Genomic DNA, 20,133 nt, shown 5'->3' with positions numbered 1-20,133 from the left:
ACTTCTCTTCAACCCCAAACTCTCAAAAACTTATCTTCACTAAACACTAAGAATTAACTATGAATTTAACAGATTTAAAAAAAATGTCCGTTTCCTCGCTATTGGATCTCGCCACTGAAAAAGGCTTAGAGAACCTAGCGCGCTTAAAAAAACAAGATATTATATTTGCAATTTTGAAATCTCACTCCAAAAGCGGTGAAGATATTTATGGCGAAGGGGTTTTAGAAATCCTACCAGATGGTTTTGGTTTCTTACGCACGGCAGATGGTTCCTACCTTGCTGGCCCAGATGACCTTTATGTCTCACCAAGCCAAATCCGTCGTTTCGGATTACGCAAAGGGGACACAATCCAAGGGAAAATCCGCCCACCAAAAGAAGGTGAACGTTACTTTGCCTTGTTAAAAGTTGAAAGAATCAACTTTGAAGATCCAGATGTTGCTCGTAAAAAAATTGCCTTTGAAAACTTAACGCCACTTCATGCTCAAGAGCGTTTGAAGATGGAGTTGGGAAATGGCTCAACTGAAGACATCACCACACGAATTATTGATATCGCTGCACCTTTCGGTAAAGGGCAACGTGGCTTGATTGTGGCACCACCGAAATCTGGTAAAACCGTTATCTTGCAGCAAATTGCACAATCCATTGCGGAAAATCATCCTGAATGTTACCTGATCGTTCTATTGATTGACGAACGACCAGAAGAAGTAACTGAAATGCAGAGAACCGTCAAAGGTGAAGTCATTTCCTCTACTTTTGATGAACCGGCTACACGTCACGTTCAGGTTGCGGAGATGGTTATCGAAAAGGCCAAACGTTTGGTTGAACACAAAACAGATGTTGTCATTCTGCTTGACTCAATTACTCGTTTAGCACGTGCTTACAACACAGTAGTACCAGCTTCTGGTAAGATTTTGACCGGTGGTGTCGATGCCAATGCACTACACCGTCCTAAGCGTTTCTTTGGTGCTGCACGTAATATTGAAGAAGGCGGGTCTTTAACGATTATCGCGACGGCCTTGGTTGACACGGGCTCTAGAATGGACGAAGTTATCTTTGAAGAATTCAAAGGAACGGGGAACATGGAACTTCACCTATCGAGAAGTATTGCAGAAAAACGCACCTTCCCAGCAATCAATATCGAGAAGTCCGGTACGCGTAAAGAAGAGCTACTCACAACGCAGGAAGAGTATCAAAATATTTGGATTCTTCGTCGTTTCTTGCATAGCTTGAACAACGAAATCGATGCGATCGAAACTTTAATTGACCAAATGAAAGTTACCAAAACTAACAAAGAACTCTTTTTATCAATGAAGCGATAACTGACCCTTGTCGGTAGCAAGTGATTCATTAAACATATTTTTCTACAAAATCTGTTGAAAATCACTTGCAATTTATGGATTTATCTCTATAATCTCGCTTTCTTTTTTAATATTTAACGAATGGACCGTCATCATGAAAGCAGGCATTCATCCAGATTACAAAGAAGTTGTTTTCCAAGACATCTCTACTGGGGAAACCTTTTTAACTCGTTCTACGATTGAAAAGACTTCTGGCGAGACCATCACTCTAGACGGTAAAGAATACCCACTAGTTCGTATCGAAGTATCTAGTGCGTCTCACCCTTTCTACACAGGTAAACAAACACTTGTGGATACAGAAGGTCGTGTTGAAAAATTCCGTCAAAAGTACGGTGTGCGCAAATAAGCGATTTACGAATCGACTTTTCAAAAAAGCCGCTTTTAGCGGCTTTTTTATTATCTTCAATTCTCAAATTCAGTCTCTTTTAAAGTTTTATTATCTATTTTGGTTTATGCTTTGCTTTAAAACAACATTGATTTAAATTCCCTGGAAGAACTTGCCATGAGAAAAAGCGTTACAGTTTCCTTGTTTGGCCTAGCTACTGTTATTTTATTTATCAGTCAACCTGCTTTAGCCAGCAGTCGATTTCTATCTGACTGCGCACCTACAAAAATCGATGTTTGGGCAAAAGCAGGATATGCCCTTAGTGGAGACAGTGTTGTTATTAACAACCGACGCTATCAATTGATCGGCATTAAAGCCCCTCAGCTACAGAAAAAGCAAAAATTCTATACCAGAGGTCAGCCTTTGGCGAAAGAAGCTCAAAACCAGTTAAATCGAATCCTTGCCAACCATAATATGGAAGTGGGCATCGAGTATGGTAAACGCAAAATGGACAAATTTAACCGTGGCCTAATCCATTTATATGTCAAAGAAAATGGTAAACCCGTTAGTGTCGAACGTCTAATGCTTGAGTCCGGTTATGTTCTTGCCGATTCTGAAACACCTAACTTTCTTCATCAGAAATGTTACTACGCCGCAGAAAATACCGCGCGTTCACAAGGAGTTGCTTTGTGGAAAGTCGCAAAAAATTATCCTAAGTTACACTACCCAATAGCGATTTCTAGCCAAATCAACACCGAAGATGAAGGTTTCCATATTTATAAAGGTAAAATTCTACTTGTTGAAAAAAGCTCGGAGAACTATATTCTAAACATGGATACCACAGGTATCCGCGTTCGCAAAGCCAATTGGGATAATTTTGATTTTGAAAAACTCAAAGCACTGCAAGGACAAACCATTGAAGTACGAGGTTATGGTTTTTTATATAAAGGTGCTATGTTTGTGACGATCAGCTCACCAAATGCCATTAACAAGTTAAATTCCGCTAATTAAGCTTCACCTTGATTTAGCACATTTTTTTACTTAGTCAGCCCCTCAGATTACCAAAATCCGTTAGAATATGCGTTTTGATTCTGAAAGGACACTTCTATCATGGCGGAATTGCAAAACGATCGCTTTTTACGCGCGCTACTGAAACAACCTGTGGACCGCACACCTGTTTGGATGATGCGACAAGCAGGACGTTATTTGCCAGAATATCGTGAAACGCGTAAGCAAGCGGGTTCTTTCATGGATCTATGTCGCAATAAAGAATTGGCTTGTGAAGTCACGTTGCAACCGCTAGAGCGCTTTCCACTTGATGCCGCCATTTTGTTCTCTGACATCCTAACCATTCCAGATGCTATGGGACTAGGACTTCGCTTTGAAACAGGCGAAGGCCCTGTTTTTGATAAACCAGTCAGAACCCTTGCTGATGCCAAAAAGCTATTTGTCCCTGACATGGCTTCTGATCTAGGTTACGTAATGGATGCAGTCAGCACCATTCGTACTGCACTAAACGGTCGTGTACCTTTAATCGGTTTCTCTGGCAGCCCATGGACATTGGCAACTTACATGGTAGAAGGTGGTTCCAGCAAAACCTATTCAAAAATCAAGGCTATGATGTACGACGAGCCAGCAACACTGCATCACATCCTAGATGTACTAGCTGACTCAGTTATTGCTTACTTAAATGCTCAAATTGAATCCGGAGCTCAGGCGGTACAGATTTTCGATACTTGGGGTGGTGTTTTAACGCCTAGAGACTATAAAGAATTCTCTTTACGTTATATGGCAAAAATAGTTGATGGTTTAAAGCGGGAAAATGAAGGCAAAAAAGTGCCGGTAATTTTATTCACTAAAGGTGGTGGTCAATGGTTAGAAGCCATGGCAGAAACTGGTTGTGATGCTCTAGGTCTTGACTGGACAACCGACATTGACGATGCACGTGCTCGCGTAGGCGATAAAGTGGCGCTACAAGGGAATATGGACCCTAGTATTCTTTATGCTTCACCAGAGCGTATTCGTCAAGAAGTGGCAACCATTTTAGAGAAATACGGTAAGGGCTCAGGCCATGTATTCAACCTAGGGCATGGTATCCATCCTGAAGTCGATCCTGCACATGCTGGTGCCTTTATTAAGGCGGTTACTGAGCTTAGTTCTCAATACCACAAGTAGCAAACACAAAAAAGCCCGATAAATCGGGCTTTTTATTTCCATCAACAACGATTCTAGTCTATTCAGTCAAATTTAAGCTTTCAGCAAACTCCATTGCCGCTAAATAACTTTGTGAAACCTCGCTAGGGGAAAAACCTTCCGGCAATTCAAAATCTATTTTTCCAGCTTCCATCGCCTTGACTGCTTTAAGCGCTAACCCCAAAGATCCTGAACCCTTAATAAGAGCTTCTTTGATTTTGTGATCAAAATTCAATTCATCTAACAAGGTTTGTAATGGCTGATCCATAATGGCATCCAAAGTGGAAAACAAGCCCACCGTGAAATAGCTGTCTTTTGATAAGTCGCCCACTCTTTCACCAATCAACTCACAAAATTTTGCGCGAATCAGTGACATTAAAAATAGTTCAGATGGCTTATCATCAATATTCGACAAAACTAAAACACTTGCCCAGCTTTGCAAACGCTTAAGACCAAACCTAACGACTGCATCATGAATTGAAGTCACTTCATGGTTTTTACCTGAAAGCGATGCCATCTTCAGCAATTTCTGGCTCATAGAAACGTCTTGCCCAATAATGCTACTTAGCTGATGCATATCAACATCAGGGTCGTATACATTAGACAAAAGCCTTAACACAGGAATCTTATTAGACGGTAAGCTTTTGCCCTGAATAATCTTAGGACGAGAAAAGAAATAACCCTGAAAGTAATCAAACCCGAGCTTCTGACAAAAATCGAACTGCTCACGAGTCTCAACTTTTTCCGCTAAAAGCCTTACGCCTCTTTCCTTCAAAAGAGGGACATGCTCAACTAATTTTTTCGGTCCGGTTTCTAGAATATCTACCTTAATAATATCGGCATAAGCTTCAAAAGGAACGGCATTTGGATGAAAAATATAATCATCTAATGCGATGGTAAAGCCTTCTCGTCGGAGTTTGTCAATTGCAGCTAAAACTTCAGCTGTCGGCTCTACGTCTTCCAATACTTCGATGACAACTTGCTTTCTTGGAAAAAACGGTCGATTTTCTCTAAGCAAAAGGCCTTCGGTAAAATTGATAAAGGCTTTTCGATCACCCACAACTGCCGACAGACCCATATCACCAAACAAATTCATGATGACTTGAGCAGTTGCACTGTCTCCACCAATGACTTTAGCGCGATTTTCTTCACTATTCGCTCTAAAAAGGAGCTCATAGGCATAGACATGCATATTCGTATCAAAAATTGGCTGTCGACCAATATAGATGTCGTTCATCTTATCCATGAGTATTTCTCTAATCCTGTTGACCTAACTTGAACATAATAGCATTTCAAACAAGAAAGAAAACAACGAAACCTACGTTATTTTACTGCATTAAATTCCTCTGGCATTTCAACATCTCCACCACCAAAAAGGAACTTCTGCATTTCTTCCTTTAGAAAGCTTTGTGCCTTTGGATCTAAGCTGGAAAGTCTATATTCATTAATTAAAATAGTTTGTTGCGCTAACCATTGTTTCCAAGCTTCTTTTGAAACGTTTTCGTAAATTTTTTGTCCCAGCTCACCTGGAAAAGGTGCAAAGTCTAAACCTTCTAACTCTTCACCCATTTTTGCGCAATGTACGTTTCTTGACATCATTTTTCTCCGTTTGTTCAATTAGTTTACGAATTGGTGCCGGCAATCCCATTTCTAAGGCTTGCGGTAAAGGCACCCATTGACCGGTCAAATTCCATTCTTTTCCTACTGATAACCTTCTAGGCTGAAGCATCAAATGGTAATGCGTAAAGCTATGCTTAAAGGTCGGCATTACTTCCAAATCTGCCATTTCAGTAGGCGAACTCTGACTATTTTGCTGATGCAAAATAGCGGTTAACTGCTGATCGTCATCAAATTGAGGTAAGCTCCACAACCCACCCCAAATACCTTTTTGAGGACGCTTTTGTAGAAAAACTTGTTGTTCATTATTCAATGCCAACAAGAAGACCGCATGCCGCGTCGGTTTTTCAATTTTTGGCTTTGAAACAGGATAGGAGCTCACTTTATCGAGCCTATTTGCCTGACAAGACGTTTTTACCGGACATTGTTCACATAGTGGCCGGCTGCGACGACAAATAGTTGCCCCTAAGTCCATAATAGCTTGCGTATAGTCATCAACGCGTTCTGTCTGCATCAAGTCTTCCGCTCGCTGCCATAGCTGTGCTTCGGTTTGCTTCTCCCCCGGCCATTTTTCAACCGCATCATAACGACCCAATACGCGCTTCACATTACCGTCAAGGATGGCATATTTTTTCTGAAATGCGATGGACAAAATGGCTGCTGCAGTTGAACGCCCTATGCCAGGCAAAGCAATAATGTCTTCATAAGCTTGAGGAAACTGACCATCATGCTCAGACATAATTATTTTCGCTGCTTTATGAAGGTTTCTGCCTCGAGCATAGTAACCCAAACCTGACCAATGCGCTAACACCTCATCTTGCGTGGTTTCAGCTAAAGCCTTTACTGATGGAAACGACGATATAAAACGCTCAAAATATGGAATCACCGTCTGAACCTGCGTTTGTTGCAGCATGATTTCTGACACCCATACTCGATAGGCCGATTTGGGATGTTGCCACGGTAAGTCATGACGACCAGACAGGTCAAACCAATGCAATAAATCGTCTGCAAATGACGTTGCTTGATTTGATGATTTTTTCAATAAACTCACAAGTCCGACCTTTAATCTCAATGCCCGGTTTTCGATGGGGTTTTTGATATAATAGCATTACAACAAATACGCGTTACACCATGGTAAAACCATGATAAACGTGGTGTTTTTTCCATTTTCTCTATTGACTATTGTAACTGACAAACATGATTGAAGACAGCTTAAACCCGCCTCTAGGCTCAGATGAATCATCTGAAAAACAACCTCCCATTGAAAAGAGACGTATCAAAAGTTTCGTTCTGCGCCAAGGTCGCTTGTCTCAAGCACAACAGGCTGCTATAGATTCGTTTTGGCCTAAATTCGGCTTAACCCTAAAGCCAGAACTGCTCGATTTAAATGCAGAATTTGGACGAGAAACAGACACCATTGTTGAAATTGGTTTTGGAATGGGACAAAGTTTATGCGCCATGGCGGAAGCAAATCCTGATAAAAACTATATTGGCATTGAAGTTCATCGCCCAGGTGTAGGCGCCATACTAAAAGTGATAGGTGAAAAAGGATTAACCAATATACGCGTATTCAATGATGACGCTATTGAAGTATTGGCGCAACGCATCCCAAAAAACAGTCTTGCTGCGGTTTACTTGTTTTTTCCTGATCCTTGGCACAAAACGAAACATAAAAAACGCCGTATTCTTCAAGAGACGTTCGCAAAAACCATTGCATCACACTTAAAAGAGGGTGGTCACTTTCACATGGCAACTGACTGGGAAGACTATGCTGAACAAATGATGCAAGTAATGACTGGTGCGGAGGATTACCAAAACATCTCTGGCAAAGGCGAATTTACCCCTCGTCCAGACTACCGCCCGCTAACCAAGTTTGAACAACGAGGACATAAGCTTGGGCATGGCGTTTGGGATTTAATTTTTGAAAAAGTCACCAACTAAACATTCAAGCTTTATCTACCCCAGCCTGGCAGATTTTGTAAAAATCTGCCAGGCTGGGGTAACTCAACTTTTCTGAACGCTTACTTAGTCAACAATTGCTGAAGACCGTTTAATAGCTTCTGTTGATTTCCAGGTGAATTGAGTAACCGCTTCATATCAACCGACCAACCGACCTGATTAAGTGGTCCTTTTAGCAAAACAGGCACTTCAATGCCTTTCAGGCTACTCAGGTTTTCTGGTGGCTTTTGGTAAGTCGTAAAGAGTTTTGCTGCAATCGTTCCTTGCGCCAAATTTAGTTGTCCGATACAAATGCTACTAAAACGCTCACTGGCCAGATTGCATTTTTTAAACTTCAACACCCCCTGTCTTATCAGAGCTTCAAAGGAGAGTTTTTTATAACTTGTTTCATCTTTAGGGCCTGACGCCTTACCTTCCAATAGTTTATTTAAATCCACACCTCTGACATTACCGGAAGTTGCTCGCGTTTCTATATGACCATTTAGATTCTGTCTTAATAAGTAGCTATTTACACCTTCTGTTTTGAAGTCAAACCAAGTATTTAACTCACCACTTAAATCAGAATACTGCCAACCATCAGTCAAAAAAGGCTTGAGTGCAATTTGCTCCATTTTCCCCGACCATTGATAGACAGGTGTCTTATCATTAACGTTAATGCTAAGCTTCGATGATAAATGACCTTGATACAAATCTGCGTCTAATGGTGCAAGATTAATCTGCCCGTTCTCAGCCGAGAACGTCAACGTTGCTTGATCAAACTTTAAACCCCACGACTGAAAGTTCTTTAATCTAACTTGGCCTTCTCCATGTAGTTCTTGTAAGGTTCTCACAGGTACGCCAACGGGTAAAAACGTTTCTTTTTTGGGTGATTCTACAATTGTTGCTGACTTGCTGTTGTTGGTCTTCTCAGAAGTGACCGCTTTCTTAGCCTTAGATTGCACTGGCTTGTATGCTACATAGGTTTTCAGATTAAGATTATTTACATCTAAATCAAAATGTATGTCCGGTACTTTTTCATTAGGTTGCCTTTGGCTGAAAAGCTTTCCTTTTACCTCCGAACCATCTAACTTCATATCCAGTTTATCAATCATTAATTGTTCTGGTGTCTGCTCCCAATTCAAACTTAAAGAAAGTTGGGAAAGTGCGTTTTTATCCACAAAATCTGGAATGGCAATACCTGCATGACGTAACCATTTTTTTAAATGTATATTTTCTGAAGCTAAACTGCCTTTTACATAAGGTAAATTTCCATAGTTGCCAGTTAAATTCAACTTAATGTAACTTTCCAAAGAGGATACCGTGGCATCACGAACACTTAGCTGTTTTGTTACTTGATTCCAGGCAAACAACTTACCACTGGTTTCCATTTGCACCATGGGGACCTTCATTTTTCGAGGCAAACGCATAGAGATACTGCCCTGCCAATCTGAAAATTGCCATTCACTCAAATCCGCGTTAATTTTAAATTTTTGTGTGAGCTTTACATGAAATTTTGCTGGGTTTTGACCATTAGAATAATCAAATTCTGTAATCAAATTTACCAATCGATTCGGCGTGACATCAAATGCCATCAGATCAAACCCTTTGAGTCGATAACTTCGGTGAGCTTTGTCGTTTACTGCGTTGATTCGAGCATGTTGAACAATCAATGTTTTTAACTGCCAATGGTTATTTTGGCTCACATTGGCCACATCTTTTCCATTATTGGATGTCGGTTGAATATAAGCAACAGGCCTAAATTTTTTGTGTATGCTTGCCATGCCTATGCCAGCAATTTTTTGAAAAAATTGCCAGTTGGTTTGCCCTTCCGTATTAGTAATCAAATTAATAGTTGGATGCTCGACTTCTAAACCTTTGACTTCCATTCGTCGATGAATAAACAAATCCCATAATGAGAGCTCCATTTCTACCGCTTTGATTTCTGCTAAATCTGGTTTACCCTCAAACCCTTCCGGGTTCTTAACCTGGACCTGCTTCGCAGACAGCACAAATGGGATCACCGATACCTCTATCGAACCATCGATTTTTAGCTGCTGACCTGTTTTATCAAAAAATTCCTTCTCTATTGCGGGCTTGTATTGGTTGAAATCAACAAACTGCATTGCGCCCCAAAATCCCAAAAAGATGAGTAGAGGCAGCATCAGAAAAAACATAAATACACGTCTAAACCATTTAAAGAAAGGATGCTTGTCAGCATAACGCTCTTTACGACGGACAGCCTTAGACTTGGAAACGGATTGCTCGCTTTCTTCTGCCTGTAAACTTGTAGATTCTTTGTCGTTTGTTTGCGTCATGACTACCTCAAATACTGTCGGACTAATGAAAAGGAGATTGCATTGCCTATCTATTTCTTACTTTAGCTTATTAAGAATTCCTGAAGAACATCGTTTAAAAATCGTTGCCCCTCTGAAGTCAATTTTAATTGTTCTTGATCTGGTAACAACCATTGTTGCTGTACAAGTTTGTCAATGGAAGGCATTATGTTCTGCAAGGACAACCCCGTCCTCAAAACAAAATATTCTAACGGAATTCCATCCTGCAAACGCAGCGCATTGAGCATAAATTCAAAAACAGCATCTACTTCTGTCACTTCTGACGTTTTACCCAGTTTGCCGTCATTAATCATTTGCACATACCCTCCTGGCGAAGCAGGCATTTGGGTTCGCCAAATCTTTCCTTGCGGCGCATCCGTAATCTTGCCATGTGCACCAGCCCCTAGGCCTATATAGTCACCAAACTGCCAGTAATTCAGGTTATGAGTACATTCGTGTCTGTTTTGTGCGTAAGCGGAAACTTCATAGTGATGATACCCCTTCTCACGTAACAACGACTGGCAAGCTAACTGCATTTCCCAAGCCAAGTCTTCTTCTGGCAAAACAGGCGGATTTTTATAAAACGGTGTGTTGGGTTCAAGTGTCAATTGATAGTGAGACAAATGCGGCGGTGCAAGAGTGATAGCCGTTTCCACATCTGAAATAGCTTCTTCTAGCGTTTGATTGGGTAAGGCGAACATCAAATCCAAGTTAAAATTGTCAAACCCCGCAGCTTTGGCAGCCTCTACGGCACGATAGGCTTCTTCGGATGAATGGATACGACCAAGTGCTCTTAACTTATCATCATTAAAGCTTTGAATCCCCATTGATAGCCGGTTCACTCCTGCTTGGCGAAACCCTTCAAACTTTTTAAAATCGACCGTACCAGGGTTGGCTTCCAATGTAATCTCAATATCTGGCGAAAAGCCCAACAATGCCCTTAATTGAGACAAAAAGCTATCCAGCCCTTGCTCTGAAATAAGGCTAGGCGTTCCCCCACCAAAAAATATAGATTGAATAGGTCGCCCCCATACACTTGGCAAGGTTTGCTCAAGCTGTCGTATCATCGCAGCAAGATAACTCTGCTCTTGGTCACCACCTAAAGTATGTGAGTTAAAGTCACAATAGGGACACTTTTGGATACACCAAGGGTAATGCACGTATAAGCTTAAGGGTAAAGGCTGGGTAAAATTCAAGTAAAACCTCTAATTGGAAGGGTAATCTTAGGAGGTTTATTTTAACGGATTTGTATGACAGAAAGGTTGAATCAACTTGTCTAGATAAACACAAGTCTTGTTTCTAATATAGTTTGTGAATAAGGATTGGGCTAAAAATCACCCAATCACACATGGCAAATTATGCGGTAGTATTGATATTATTACCCAAATTCGCAGGCAACCCCTTGCTAGAAGGTGCTGCTGAAGGTACAGATTCAATCAAAGCCAATACACCTTGAGACTGAACATCCATCGCTTTTTTCATCATCGAAATTTGAACATCTTGATGAGACGATCCTTGCTGCATCGACATTGCCAAAGAAACAGCTTGGTTAGGTGAAATATTCATCATTCTCTCCTTAAGCCAAAAGAATGCTAAAAACAAATTAGTTCTTAACAAAACCTTTATCGGCTCAAGTTAGAAAAACTTTAGTTTCATATCAAATCTTATTTAAAGCTCTAGTGAGATGATTTAGTTCAATAACGGCTAGATAGCTTATAACTCAGAACTAACTTCTGTCTTCTTTTCCAGTTGAAGGATCGCTTCCTTGTAGGTTAAGGCCGCTTTAGACTCTAGGCCTTCGGCTTCATAACACTTAGCGAGTACATGAAAAGTTTCAATTTCAGGTTGTAGAGTTAAGCTACGCTTCAAATAAGCATGTGCTGCTCCCCAAAACTGACTCATGCAAGCTAAACGCCCTAATGTCAGCAATAAAACAGGATTATCTTCTTTTCCTTTTAACCAGCCTTCGGCCACTTTAAAGCGGTCAAATGCCGGGCCAAATTGAATGCGTCCATATTGGTAAACCAAACGGTCGCTCCATTGCTGTTTGATGCTTTTGGCAATTCGTTCGGCTAAACCTTGTTCCAAGCCCCAACCCATGCGTTGTTCAACAAATTCAGCAAGGATATCTGACTCCAATTGTTGTTTGCTAGACAAGGTTTGCCATAGCGCTTCAAGCGCTTCTTCATTGTCCGCTGTTGCAACTTTACCAGCAATCATACGAATTTCTAAACGCAATAATTCTGCTTTATCCATGGCAGATGTTTTTCTAAGCCTTGGTAACAGCTCAGAAAGTGTTGGCCAATCTTCAAGTTGCTCGAGTAATTGAGCATACTCTGCCAGTAAAACCCGATTTTTAGGTTGTTGATCAACTAAGGTTTTTAAGATTGCTTGTGCTTTGTGAGGTTCGGTTTCTCGTAACAATCTTGCTTCCACCAAACCAATCGTATCGAAATCATCTGGATAGTGCATTCTGGCCTGCGCCAAATAATCATTACACCTATCTGCAGCCTGTTGGTTATGCGCCATCTTGGCGGCGCTCAAATAATTAACCAGTCCGGTAGGAGAGTCTTTTGCACTCTTAATGAGTTGCTTTTCGGCCATCTTCCAATCGCCATACTCTAGCGCAATCATCCCTTTTGTTAAAATCTTACCTGCCTTGTTCTGGCGTTTTAGAGCTCGCTTTTCACGCAGGTGTCTTGGCAAATGAATTAAAAATGCCCAAAGACGCACAAGAAAATAGAAAATCAGGATTGCAACGATTGATAGCACTATGGCAAATGACAAACTGGTTTCAATCACCCAATCATGCCAGACCATTGATAATTTGCCATTATCTTGCAACGCTAAAGACGTCAAGACCGTTGCGATGATAAAAAAGACAATCCACTTTAGGATTTTGCCCATCGTATTAACCTCCGACCACTTTCAAAGGTTGACGCTCAACAAATTTCAGATTGGAGATTGGTTGCAACAAACCATCAATATCCGTTTTATTTTCACTCAACTGACTGTCCACAAATTGAGTTAAAGCATTTCTACTCGATTGCAACTGTTGCTGTGAATGCGAGATAATTGCCCACTGTAAACGGTCTAACAACAGTGAAAACCGCTGTTTGATCAAACCCTGCTGTGCAATCTTCTCCGCTTGTGTGAGTACGTCTCCGTCATCTCGCTTACGCACAGAAAATAAAGACAACAGCTTTTGTTCTAACTTTTGCCAAATGGTCTCGTTAGAAGCTTGTGTGTCCGTTTCATGTGAAACATTCGAAACAGGACTGGCTTTTTCTTTTGGCTGCCAATTCGTAATCCAACTTTTCATTTTAGTCACAGCTTGCAAGGCCGAATCCGTAGAGGTATTCATATGACTTTGCAATGCTTGTTGATCCAAAGCAATCTGTGTCAGCAAGGTCGATTTTTCAGTTAAATCTGATTGCTCAACTGCCTTTTGCAAGACTGTAAGGGCGTTGGATGTTTTGTGTTCATCGCCTGTTAGCATCCAATCTGTATTAATTTGCATTGCCCAATGCTGAATTTGCATTGCCGACAATGTTGTTACAGGTTTTTTCCCCTCGTTATCAGATAACGATGTTAACTGATCCTTCAATGCCGTATTTTCAGTCACTAAATGGGCCTGACCATTATTCAGCCTAGCCAATTGACGCTTCATATCTTGTACATCTAACGACAGTTGCGTAAACTCATTTTTTTCCGTATTGCTTACAGATGCTTTTTCAGGAGTCGTCGATTTTTCAGTTCTATCTTGACCTGATGCTGGAATCGACTGCAATAAAGACTTAGATTGAAGCTCACCAACTTGTTGCTGTAACGTTCCTAGCTTAGACTCAAACAACGCAATAGACTCTATTTGCGTTTGCTCTTCTGGCGTTAAACCTTTTTTCTGTGCAACTGTTTCTGTTAAAGCTATCTGTTGTTTCTTGAGCGCTTTTAAGTCTGACTTCAACTGACCAACTTGTGCTTGTAGGGTATTTATGTGCTCTACCTGCCAGTCATTCTGGTTGTTTGTCCAAGACAAATACCCCAGTAGCGCCACAACAGAAATCAAGAACACCCATCCTAGCTTTTTAAAAATTTGCGTCATTCGATTGCGAGTTCTAGCGAACAAAGAAGGAGTAGGCTGAAAGGGTTCTTTATTTTGAGTATGCTTTTTATCGGAAGCTTGATGAGCATGATTATCTTTAGCTGAGTTTGCCTCCACATCAATAATGCGATGGTTTGCTTTTGGCGTAATAGGTTCTTGATCCTGACTCATGCTCTTCTATATCCCTCTAAAATCGTGGCATTTAGTATGCGCTTATTTTCTATAATCTTTATGAATTGTGGCCATTCATTTTTAATCAACCAGTTTAGCCGAGACGCTTTAAAGTCTCAACAACACCTTGATTACTTTGAATTTTGACCACCTCTATCCTGCCTAACCAGCCTTGCGCCCGGATTTCATTTGCTATGCGCTCGCTAAAGGCAATTAAATCCTGTTGTAGTAACCAGTTTTTTTCTTTCGATTGCGTTATTTGATCTGCCAAAGCAACCCAAGATTCAAAACTACTGGCCAATAAAACAGGATGTGCTGCTTGCCGAAACACTTGCCATGACTGATGACAAAACTCGGCGGCTAGACGGCGATAACCAACCCACTCGGACACTTGGGCGCCCTGCTGCTTTAAACTATCCGCTAAATCGGGCAAGCCCCCTTCACCTTTGATAATTAAGCACGCAGCACCCTGAAAATGATTAGCTGAAAACTCGGCCATGAGCGTGCGGGTATCGAACTTATTATTTGGAATTTTCGCATCAATCCCCAAGTTAGCTAAAGCCCTAGCTGTGGCCTTGCCTATTGCAAAACAAGTCACACTATCTGGCAAAATTATGGGGGTGCCGAACTTTTCCAACCAATTGTCAGCTAAGCTGTTCACCGCATTAGCACTGACAAAAAATATAAATTGAAAATCTGCCAGGCTGGGGGGGGCTGCTTTAATGAGATCAATATGAATACTAGGACAAAATAGGCTTTTGTAGCCTGCTTTCTCAAGCAATTCAGACAAAGCAACGGCCTGAGTGGCTGGACGCGTATTCAGTAACGTTGCTGTTGACATCTTAGTTCCTATTTGGCGTGAGGGTTTTCCTGGTAAACGGCTTGTAAAATCTTATCCGCTCCCTGAGCTAGCAACTTTTCACCAACCTCAACACCGAGTTTTTCTGGTGCTGAAATATCTCCAGTTGCCTCTGCTGTCAGCACTTTTGACCCGTCCAATTCAGCAACCAAACCTTTCAAATGGATTTTATCGCCATCCAACTCGGCAAAAACACCAATTGGCACTTGGCAACCACCTTCCAAACGATGGTTCATTGCTCTTTCGGCACGAGTTCTGATCTCGGTGTCGGAATGGTTCAGCACCTGGATAAGTTCCAGAACCTCTTTATCTTTTTCAAAATACTCAATACCCAAAGTACCTTGAGTGACTGCTGGCAAACAAACTTCCGGTGTAAACTCGTGGCGAATACGATCATCCAATTTCAAGCGCTGCAAGCCGGAAGTTGCTAATACGATTGCATCAAACTCACCTGCATCCAGTTTACCCAAACGAGTTCCTACATTGCCTCGAAGGTCTTTAACTGTTAGATCAGGACGTTTTGCCATCAATTGCGCTTTACGGCGTAAGCTAGAAGTACCAAGCACCGCACCCTCTGGTAAATCATCAAAACTTGCATAATTATTTGATACAAATGCATCTGTCGGTGTATGACGTTCTAAAATCGCACCAAGTGCAAATCCTTCAGGCAGTTCCATTGGCACGTCTTTCATCGAATGTACGGCAATGTCTGCATCACCATCCATCATACGATCTTCAAGCTCTTTGGTAAAAAGCCCTTTCCCGCCGATCTTTGCAAGAGGCACATCCAAAATCTTATCACCCTTAGTTGACATAGGAAGCAAGATTACTTCAAGATGCGAATGAGCTTTTTCTAGCTCAGCTTTAACAAATTCGGCTTGCCACATGGCAAGAGGACTTTTTCGGGTTGCAATGGTGAGCGTTTTTTTCATCTATCTGCCTATCTGTTTTGAGTGCAGTCATTTTACTGAATTCACACACTTTTTTCGATAAAATAGTCTTTTACATAATACAAACAGCATTTGCTTCGATTAAAAAGAGAACTCTCCACCTTTTATGCGTAAGTTTATTTTCAGTTTTATTTTTATCTTCAGTAGCGTTCATTGGCTATCAAGCTATGCAGATGAGACGAAAATCAGCTCTAGTTCAAAGCTGAAAACCATTCCTGAGTTAACAAATCTTCAAACTCTAGGACAAAAAGCGAAGCAAAAAAACTTACCAATACTTCTCGCTTTTGGTGCCAAGTGGTGTTCGTTTTGCCACCAGTTACGAAGTGATGTCCTCAACCCGATGATGTTAAGTGGTCGGTATGAAGGCAAGTATATGTATATGCGTTATGTGAGCCTGGATGATCGCAATCCTATTCCTGGATTTGACGGCAAACCGATTTCAAAAAATCAGTGGGCTGAAGGTTATGGCGTTGATTTAACACCAACCATACTATTCGTTGACGGCAACGGAAAAGAAGTTGCACCCCGCATGGTAGGTATTCCCAATATTGAACTTTACGCTGCAATGATTCACAAAGCGCTAAATACCGCCTATGAAAAAATGGGCAACTCAACTGTTATCCCAACCATGCCGGCAGACCTAAAGTAACGTTTGTGAACCCAGTTATTAAGGAAGGTCGAAGCCTGCTCGGCAAACTTTATTACCATTCTGTATAATAACGCTATTTCCATTTTGCCCAATTAAGAAGAACCTTCAATCATGAGTCAAGACAATCAAGTCAATACCGCTAAACTTTCCAGCGCTCGCTTTACTGAAGCGACAGATGCGTTTGTTGAAGAGTTTACCGCTTCAATCCAGTTTGATAACCGTATGTATCACCAAGATATTCAAGGATCGATTGCACATGCAAAAATGATTACTGAAGCTGGCATCCTGACACAAAACGAATTGGAAGACATTATTGGCGGCTTGACTCAAATTCAACAAGAAATTGAAAAAGGTGAGTTTCAATGGTCAATTCAGCAAGAAGATATTCATATGAATATCGAAGCACGATTGACGGCCCTGATTGGTATTACAGGTAAAAAACTACACACAGGTCGTTCGCGCAACGATCAAGTAGCAACAGATATTCGTCTTTATTTGCGTGATGAAATTGATGCTATCCTGCCAGAAATGAAGCGTTTACAACATGGCATTCTAAGCTTAGCAGAAAAAGAAGCTGACACCATTATGCCAGGCTTTACCCATCTTCAAACAGCTCAACCGGTTACTTTTGGTCACCACATGATGGCATGGTTTGAAATGATTAAACGTGATGTAGAACGCCTGCACGACTGTCGCAAGCGTGTAAACACCATGCCGCTTGGCTCAGCCGCTTTGGCTGGAACAACCTATCCTATCAACCGTCATTTGACCGCTGAGTTGCTTGGATTTGACCGTATTTCTGAAAACTCATTAGACGGCGTCTCTGACCGAGATTTCGCCATTGAATTTACTGCTTTTGCATCGACTTTCTTGATGCATTTATCCCGCTTCTCTGAAGAGTTGGTTTTGTGGTCGTCAGCTCAGTTCCAATTTATTGATCTGCCTGATCGCTTCTGCACAGGTTCATCAATCATGCCACAGAAGAAAAACCCTGATGTACCTGAGTTGGTTCGCGGCAAAACTGGACGTGTTTACGGTCACCTGATGAGCTTATTAACGCTAATGAAGTCTCAACCTTTGGCGTACAACAAAGACAATCAAGAAGACAAAGAACCCTTATTTGATGCAGTGGATACGGTTAGAGGCAGCTTAAGAGCATTTGCTGATATGGTGCCGGCGATTATCGTTAAGCGTGACATGACTTATGCTGCCGCAAAAAATGGCTTTTCGACTGCAACGGATCTTGCTGACTATCTTGTCAAAAAAGGACTTCCTTTCCGCGATGCTCATGAAGTAGTTGGTTTGGCCGTAGCTTATGGTGTAAAAAACAAACTGGATTTATCGGAAATGTCTTTAGAAACCTTGCAAGGCTTCCATCCTGACATTACTGAAGATGTCTTTGAAGTACTGACATTGGAAGGCTCTGTCGCTGCAAGAAATCACCTTGGTGGGACAGCACCAGAACAGGTAAAAGCTGCAATTGCGCGAGCAAAAGACTTTTTAAACAGCTAGAGACTCTTGTAAAAGGGTGAGTTAAACTCACCTTACACCTTCTCCTATGCCGTCATTTTTAGATTAGACAAGAACTTCCGATTGTTCTTCAGCTTCCTCGTCATCGGTTAAGTAACCGAATCTAATAACTTGATCTCGTCCACCATCTTTAGCTTGATATAGTGCTTGGTCAGCTTTGTGGATCAATTCCATTTCATCTCCAGCAGCTTGGTCTGGGTAAGCAGCTAAGCCTACACTAACAGTTACTTGAATCACTTGGTTATTCTCTTGAAACACTGTATCTTTTACTTGATGACGAATACGTTCGCAGATATTGAATGCATTAAGGCAGGAAGCACCATGAAGAATCATCAAGAATTCTTCACCACCATAACGCACAACAATATCACCTTCTCGAACGGTATTTTTGATAATCGCCGCGATCATCTTAATCACACGGTCGCCAACTAAATGGCCGTAGTTGTCATTTATTGATTTAAAATTATCGATATCAACCATTGCCAACGTCATATTATTTTGTTCGCGAATAGCTCTAGAGAAATCTTCTTTCAGCCTCTCCATACCAAAGCGACGGTTATAAACCCCTGTTAAACCGTCAACAGCGGCAAGCTTTTGGAATTTGGAGTGGATCATAGCGTTATTAATAGCCAACCCAATACTACGGCCAAACAACTGTGCCAATTGTTCTGTATGATCATCTGCAACATAAGCACCCGTAGCGGCAACCAACACACCTAAAACAGCCCCTTTAAACTCTATGGGTTCAATAAAAATTTCAGAGGGTCTAAAATGGGTTAGCACGCCATCTAACTCAATATTCGATGGCAATACAATGCGTTTGGTTTTAGCATCCTTCAAACATTTTTCAATGACGTCATGTTGAGATAAGTTTTCCGGCTCGAGAATGCCTTGAGAGGCAATAACATTAAGCTCTCCTTGACGAATGATTAGAAAAGCGCCCGCTTCAAAATTTGTAGACTGTATCAATAGACTAAGAGTTTCATCCGCTAACTTAGACAAATCTAAGTTTTCCGACATAATCTTAGAAAAACGTCCAAATACTCTTTCGACTTCGTGCGATTTAATCAAAGCATCAAGTAGTTGGTTATAGGCGCGCGCACTGATACCAACTTCATCATCCGAAGATACCTCTATCTGACACATCCCTTCTTCGCAATTAAGCGTATGATCATCAAATGACTTATTTTGTAAGCCATTTGCGATATCTTGCATTTTATGGGACAAAAGTTTGAGATGAGGACGAATAACCATCGAAATCAATAAAAAACTAATCAGCCCTACAATTTGACCCGCAACTTGAGAAACAATATAGAAATCTATTGTTAACACTTCCTCTGCATGAAAACCGTACCAAACTAAAAAGTGTGGGAATGCTAAACCGATAAAAACACCAATCAGCTGCATAAATAAGAACTGATCTAGGAAGATACTTTTAGTTAGTCGAGGTAATTGCATTAAACTTCTCTTTGCTTTGATGGTCTCTGGTGTTAGTCGTCAAACTGGATAACGGATCGAACACGCATTCCTTTAAAATGAAAATCGTTTAAACTCGTTAAATCAATCAAGCAAGCAATACCAGCGATGTTGTAGCCAACTTCTTCACAAAGATGGGCAGCAGCTTCCATTGAACCTCCTGTTGCAATCAAATCATCTAAAATTACAACTCTTTGCCCATCTCCAGCTTGCATCTCTAAGCTATCACTACCGTACTCCAAACCATATGATTTTTTTGCTTTTACATTCGGCAATTTTCCTGGCTTTCGGACTTTAATAAACCCCTTATTGTGCTTATAAGCCAAAGCAGAAGCAAAAATAAACCCTCTAGACTCAACGCCAACGAGGCAATCAATGTCATTCCATTCATCATCAGAGAAAAGTGCTGACATCGCATCAATAGTTTCATTAAAGTGCGTTTTCAGCAAAGGTGAGATATCTTGAAACAAGATACCTGGCTTTGGAAAGTCTTGAACAGCATCTAAATACTTGGCAAGATAATGGTTTGACATAGCTTCGAACCTCTTTATGAGCTAAAATATGGATAAATACATTTTATAAGATTATTCTGAAACAAACTGAGCTTTTACAAACAGAAACTTTTATTCAGG

Annotated in this window: 19 protein-coding genes; 7 read left to right on the top strand and 12 right to left on the bottom strand. The window is 41.1% G+C overall.

What is annotated here, in order from left to right; genetic code table 11:
• The first annotated feature begins 59 nt into the window (after window positions 1–59).
• From rho to hemE, 4 genes are all read left to right on the top strand, one after another.
• The gene (rho, locus tag N745_RS0100120; RefSeq protein ID WP_024850109.1) at window positions 60–1,319 is read left to right on the top strand and encodes a transcription termination factor Rho; all 1,260 of its coding nucleotides are present in this window, start codon (window positions 60–62) and stop codon (window positions 1,317–1,319) included.
• Between the two features lie 133 nt (window positions 1,320–1,452).
• Window positions 1,453–1,704: a type B 50S ribosomal protein L31 gene (locus N745_RS0100115; protein WP_024850108.1), complete on the top strand. Its 252-nt coding sequence runs from the start codon at window positions 1,453–1,455 to the stop codon at window positions 1,702–1,704.
• Between the two features lie 156 nt (window positions 1,705–1,860).
• Entirely contained in the window at window positions 1,861–2,694 is an 834-nt protein-coding gene (locus N745_RS0100110; RefSeq protein ID WP_024850107.1) for a thermonuclease family protein, read from the top strand.
• 99 nt (window positions 2,695–2,793) lie between these two features.
• Complete coding sequence (gene hemE / locus N745_RS0100105; RefSeq protein WP_024850106.1) at window positions 2,794–3,858, top strand: uroporphyrinogen decarboxylase; 1,065 nt, start codon at window positions 2,794–2,796, stop codon at window positions 3,856–3,858.
• Between the two features lie 58 nt (window positions 3,859–3,916).
• On the opposite strand, the gene N745_RS0100100 is transcribed toward hemE, so the two are convergent.
• The 3 genes from N745_RS0100100 to mutY all read right to left on the bottom strand — a co-directional run bounded on the left by N745_RS0100100 (window position 3,917) and on the right by mutY (window position 6,544).
• A complete protein-coding gene (locus tag N745_RS0100100) occupies window positions 3,917–5,122 on the bottom strand; it encodes an EAL and HDOD domain-containing protein (protein WP_024850105.1) in 1,206 nt (401 codons plus the stop codon).
• Between the two features lie 77 nt (window positions 5,123–5,199).
• Entirely contained in the window at window positions 5,200–5,472 is a 273-nt protein-coding gene (locus N745_RS0100095; RefSeq protein WP_024850104.1) for an oxidative damage protection protein, read from the bottom strand.
• Window positions 5,438–6,544, bottom strand: a complete 1,107-nt coding sequence (mutY, locus tag N745_RS0100090; protein WP_024850103.1) for an A/G-specific adenine glycosylase — start codon at window positions 6,542–6,544, stop codon at window positions 5,438–5,440. Before mutY ends, N745_RS0100095 begins: the two co-directional genes overlap by 35 nt.
• 146 nt (window positions 6,545–6,690) lie before the next feature.
• Between mutY and trmB the strand changes: the two genes are divergently transcribed.
• A complete protein-coding gene (gene trmB / locus N745_RS0100085) occupies window positions 6,691–7,434 on the top strand; it encodes a tRNA (guanosine(46)-N7)-methyltransferase TrmB (protein WP_024850102.1) in 744 nt (247 codons plus the stop codon).
• An 80-nt stretch (window positions 7,435–7,514) separates the two neighbouring features.
• On the opposite strand, the gene N745_RS0100080 is transcribed toward trmB, so the two are convergent.
• The 7 genes from N745_RS0100080 to hemC form a co-directional block, all read right to left on the bottom strand.
• Window positions 7,515–9,746, bottom strand: coding sequence for an AsmA family protein (locus N745_RS0100080; RefSeq protein WP_024850101.1), 2,232 nt, complete (start codon window positions 9,744–9,746; stop codon window positions 7,515–7,517).
• Window positions 9,747–9,808: 62 nt separating this feature from the next.
• Window positions 9,809–10,924: a radical SAM family heme chaperone HemW gene (gene hemW, locus N745_RS0100075; RefSeq protein WP_245595647.1), complete on the bottom strand. Its 1,116-nt coding sequence runs from the start codon at window positions 10,922–10,924 to the stop codon at window positions 9,809–9,811.
• Window positions 10,925–11,120: 196 nt separating this feature from the next.
• Window positions 11,121–11,333, bottom strand: coding sequence for a YjfB family protein (locus tag N745_RS0100070; RefSeq protein WP_211239093.1), 213 nt, complete (start codon window positions 11,331–11,333; stop codon window positions 11,121–11,123).
• Between the two features lie 144 nt (window positions 11,334–11,477).
• Window positions 11,478–12,671, bottom strand: coding sequence for a heme biosynthesis HemY N-terminal domain-containing protein (locus tag N745_RS0100065; protein WP_024850098.1), 1,194 nt, complete (start codon window positions 12,669–12,671; stop codon window positions 11,478–11,480).
• A gap of 4 nt (window positions 12,672–12,675) precedes the next feature.
• Entirely contained in the window at window positions 12,676–14,037 is a 1,362-nt protein-coding gene (locus N745_RS0100060) for a hypothetical protein (protein WP_024850097.1), read from the bottom strand.
• 94 nt (window positions 14,038–14,131) lie between these two features.
• The gene (locus N745_RS0100055; RefSeq protein ID WP_024850096.1) at window positions 14,132–14,878 is read right to left on the bottom strand and encodes a uroporphyrinogen-III synthase; all 747 of its coding nucleotides are present in this window, start codon (window positions 14,876–14,878) and stop codon (window positions 14,132–14,134) included.
• Between the two features lie 8 nt (window positions 14,879–14,886).
• The gene (gene hemC, locus N745_RS0100050) at window positions 14,887–15,828 is read right to left on the bottom strand and encodes a hydroxymethylbilane synthase (protein WP_024850095.1); all 942 of its coding nucleotides are present in this window, start codon (window positions 15,826–15,828) and stop codon (window positions 14,887–14,889) included.
• Between the two features lie 124 nt (window positions 15,829–15,952).
• Between hemC and N745_RS0100045 the strand changes: the two genes are divergently transcribed.
• Both N745_RS0100045 and argH read left to right on the top strand, forming a co-directional pair.
• Window positions 15,953–16,495 (top strand): thioredoxin family protein, encoded by a 543-nt coding sequence (locus N745_RS0100045; RefSeq protein ID WP_024850094.1) that lies wholly within the window; start codon window positions 15,953–15,955, stop codon window positions 16,493–16,495.
• Between the two features lie 111 nt (window positions 16,496–16,606).
• Complete coding sequence (gene argH, locus N745_RS0100040; RefSeq protein WP_024850093.1) at window positions 16,607–18,007, top strand: argininosuccinate lyase; 1,401 nt, start codon at window positions 16,607–16,609, stop codon at window positions 18,005–18,007.
• A gap of 63 nt (window positions 18,008–18,070) precedes the next feature.
• Here the strand turns inward: argH and N745_RS0100035 are convergent, their stop codons facing one another.
• Complete coding sequence (locus N745_RS0100035; RefSeq protein ID WP_024850092.1) at window positions 18,071–19,483, bottom strand: sensor domain-containing diguanylate cyclase; 1,413 nt, start codon at window positions 19,481–19,483, stop codon at window positions 18,071–18,073.
• A 32-nt stretch (window positions 19,484–19,515) separates the two neighbouring features.
• Entirely contained in the window at window positions 19,516–20,034 is a 519-nt protein-coding gene (locus tag N745_RS0100030) for an adenine phosphoribosyltransferase (RefSeq protein WP_024850091.1), read from the bottom strand.
• Window positions 20,035–20,133 lie beyond the last annotated feature (99 nt).

Source organism: Hydrogenovibrio kuenenii DSM 12350 (assembly GCF_000526715.1).
Lineage (GTDB): Bacteria > Pseudomonadota > Gammaproteobacteria > Thiomicrospirales > Thiomicrospiraceae > Hydrogenovibrio > Hydrogenovibrio kuenenii.
This window is presented reverse-complemented; position numbering and strand designations above follow the sequence as displayed.

Bases quoted from the DNA above. Each gene is read 5' to 3' on its own strand.
- rho (WP_024850109.1), top strand. From the start codon at position 60: ATGAATTTAACAGATTTAAAAAAAATGTCCGTTTCCTCGCTATTGGAT.
- N745_RS0100115 (WP_024850108.1), top strand. From the start codon at position 1,453: ATGAAAGCAGGCATTCATCCAGATTACAAAGAAGTTGTTTTCCAAGAC.
- N745_RS0100110 (WP_024850107.1), top strand. From the start codon at position 1,861: ATGAGAAAAAGCGTTACAGTTTCCTTGTTTGGCCTAGCTACTGTTATT.
- hemE (WP_024850106.1), top strand. From the start codon at position 2,794: ATGGCGGAATTGCAAAACGATCGCTTTTTACGCGCGCTACTGAAACAA.
- N745_RS0100100 (WP_024850105.1), bottom strand. From the start codon at position 5,122: ATGGATAAGATGAACGACATCTATATTGGTCGACAGCCAATTTTTGAT.
- N745_RS0100095 (WP_024850104.1), bottom strand. From the start codon at position 5,472: ATGTCAAGAAACGTACATTGCGCAAAAATGGGTGAAGAGTTAGAAGGT.
- trmB (WP_024850102.1), top strand. From the start codon at position 6,691: ATGATTGAAGACAGCTTAAACCCGCCTCTAGGCTCAGATGAATCATCT.
- N745_RS0100080 (WP_024850101.1), bottom strand. From the start codon at position 9,746: ATGACGCAAACAAACGACAAAGAATCTACAAGTTTACAGGCAGAAGAA.
- N745_RS0100070 (WP_211239093.1), bottom strand. From the start codon at position 11,333: ATGATGAATATTTCACCTAACCAAGCTGTTTCTTTGGCAATGTCGATG.
- N745_RS0100065 (WP_024850098.1), bottom strand. From the start codon at position 12,671: ATGGGCAAAATCCTAAAGTGGATTGTCTTTTTTATCATCGCAACGGTC.
- N745_RS0100060 (WP_024850097.1), bottom strand. From the start codon at position 14,037: ATGAGTCAGGATCAAGAACCTATTACGCCAAAAGCAAACCATCGCATT.
- N745_RS0100055 (WP_024850096.1), bottom strand. From the start codon at position 14,878: ATGTCAACAGCAACGTTACTGAATACGCGTCCAGCCACTCAGGCCGTT.
- hemC (WP_024850095.1), bottom strand. From the start codon at position 15,828: ATGAAAAAAACGCTCACCATTGCAACCCGAAAAAGTCCTCTTGCCATG.
- N745_RS0100045 (WP_024850094.1), top strand. From the start codon at position 15,953: ATGCGTAAGTTTATTTTCAGTTTTATTTTTATCTTCAGTAGCGTTCAT.
- argH (WP_024850093.1), top strand. From the start codon at position 16,607: ATGAGTCAAGACAATCAAGTCAATACCGCTAAACTTTCCAGCGCTCGC.
- N745_RS0100035 (WP_024850092.1), bottom strand. From the start codon at position 19,483: ATGCAATTACCTCGACTAACTAAAAGTATCTTCCTAGATCAGTTCTTA.
- N745_RS0100030 (WP_024850091.1), bottom strand. From the start codon at position 20,034: ATGTCAAACCATTATCTTGCCAAGTATTTAGATGCTGTTCAAGACTTT.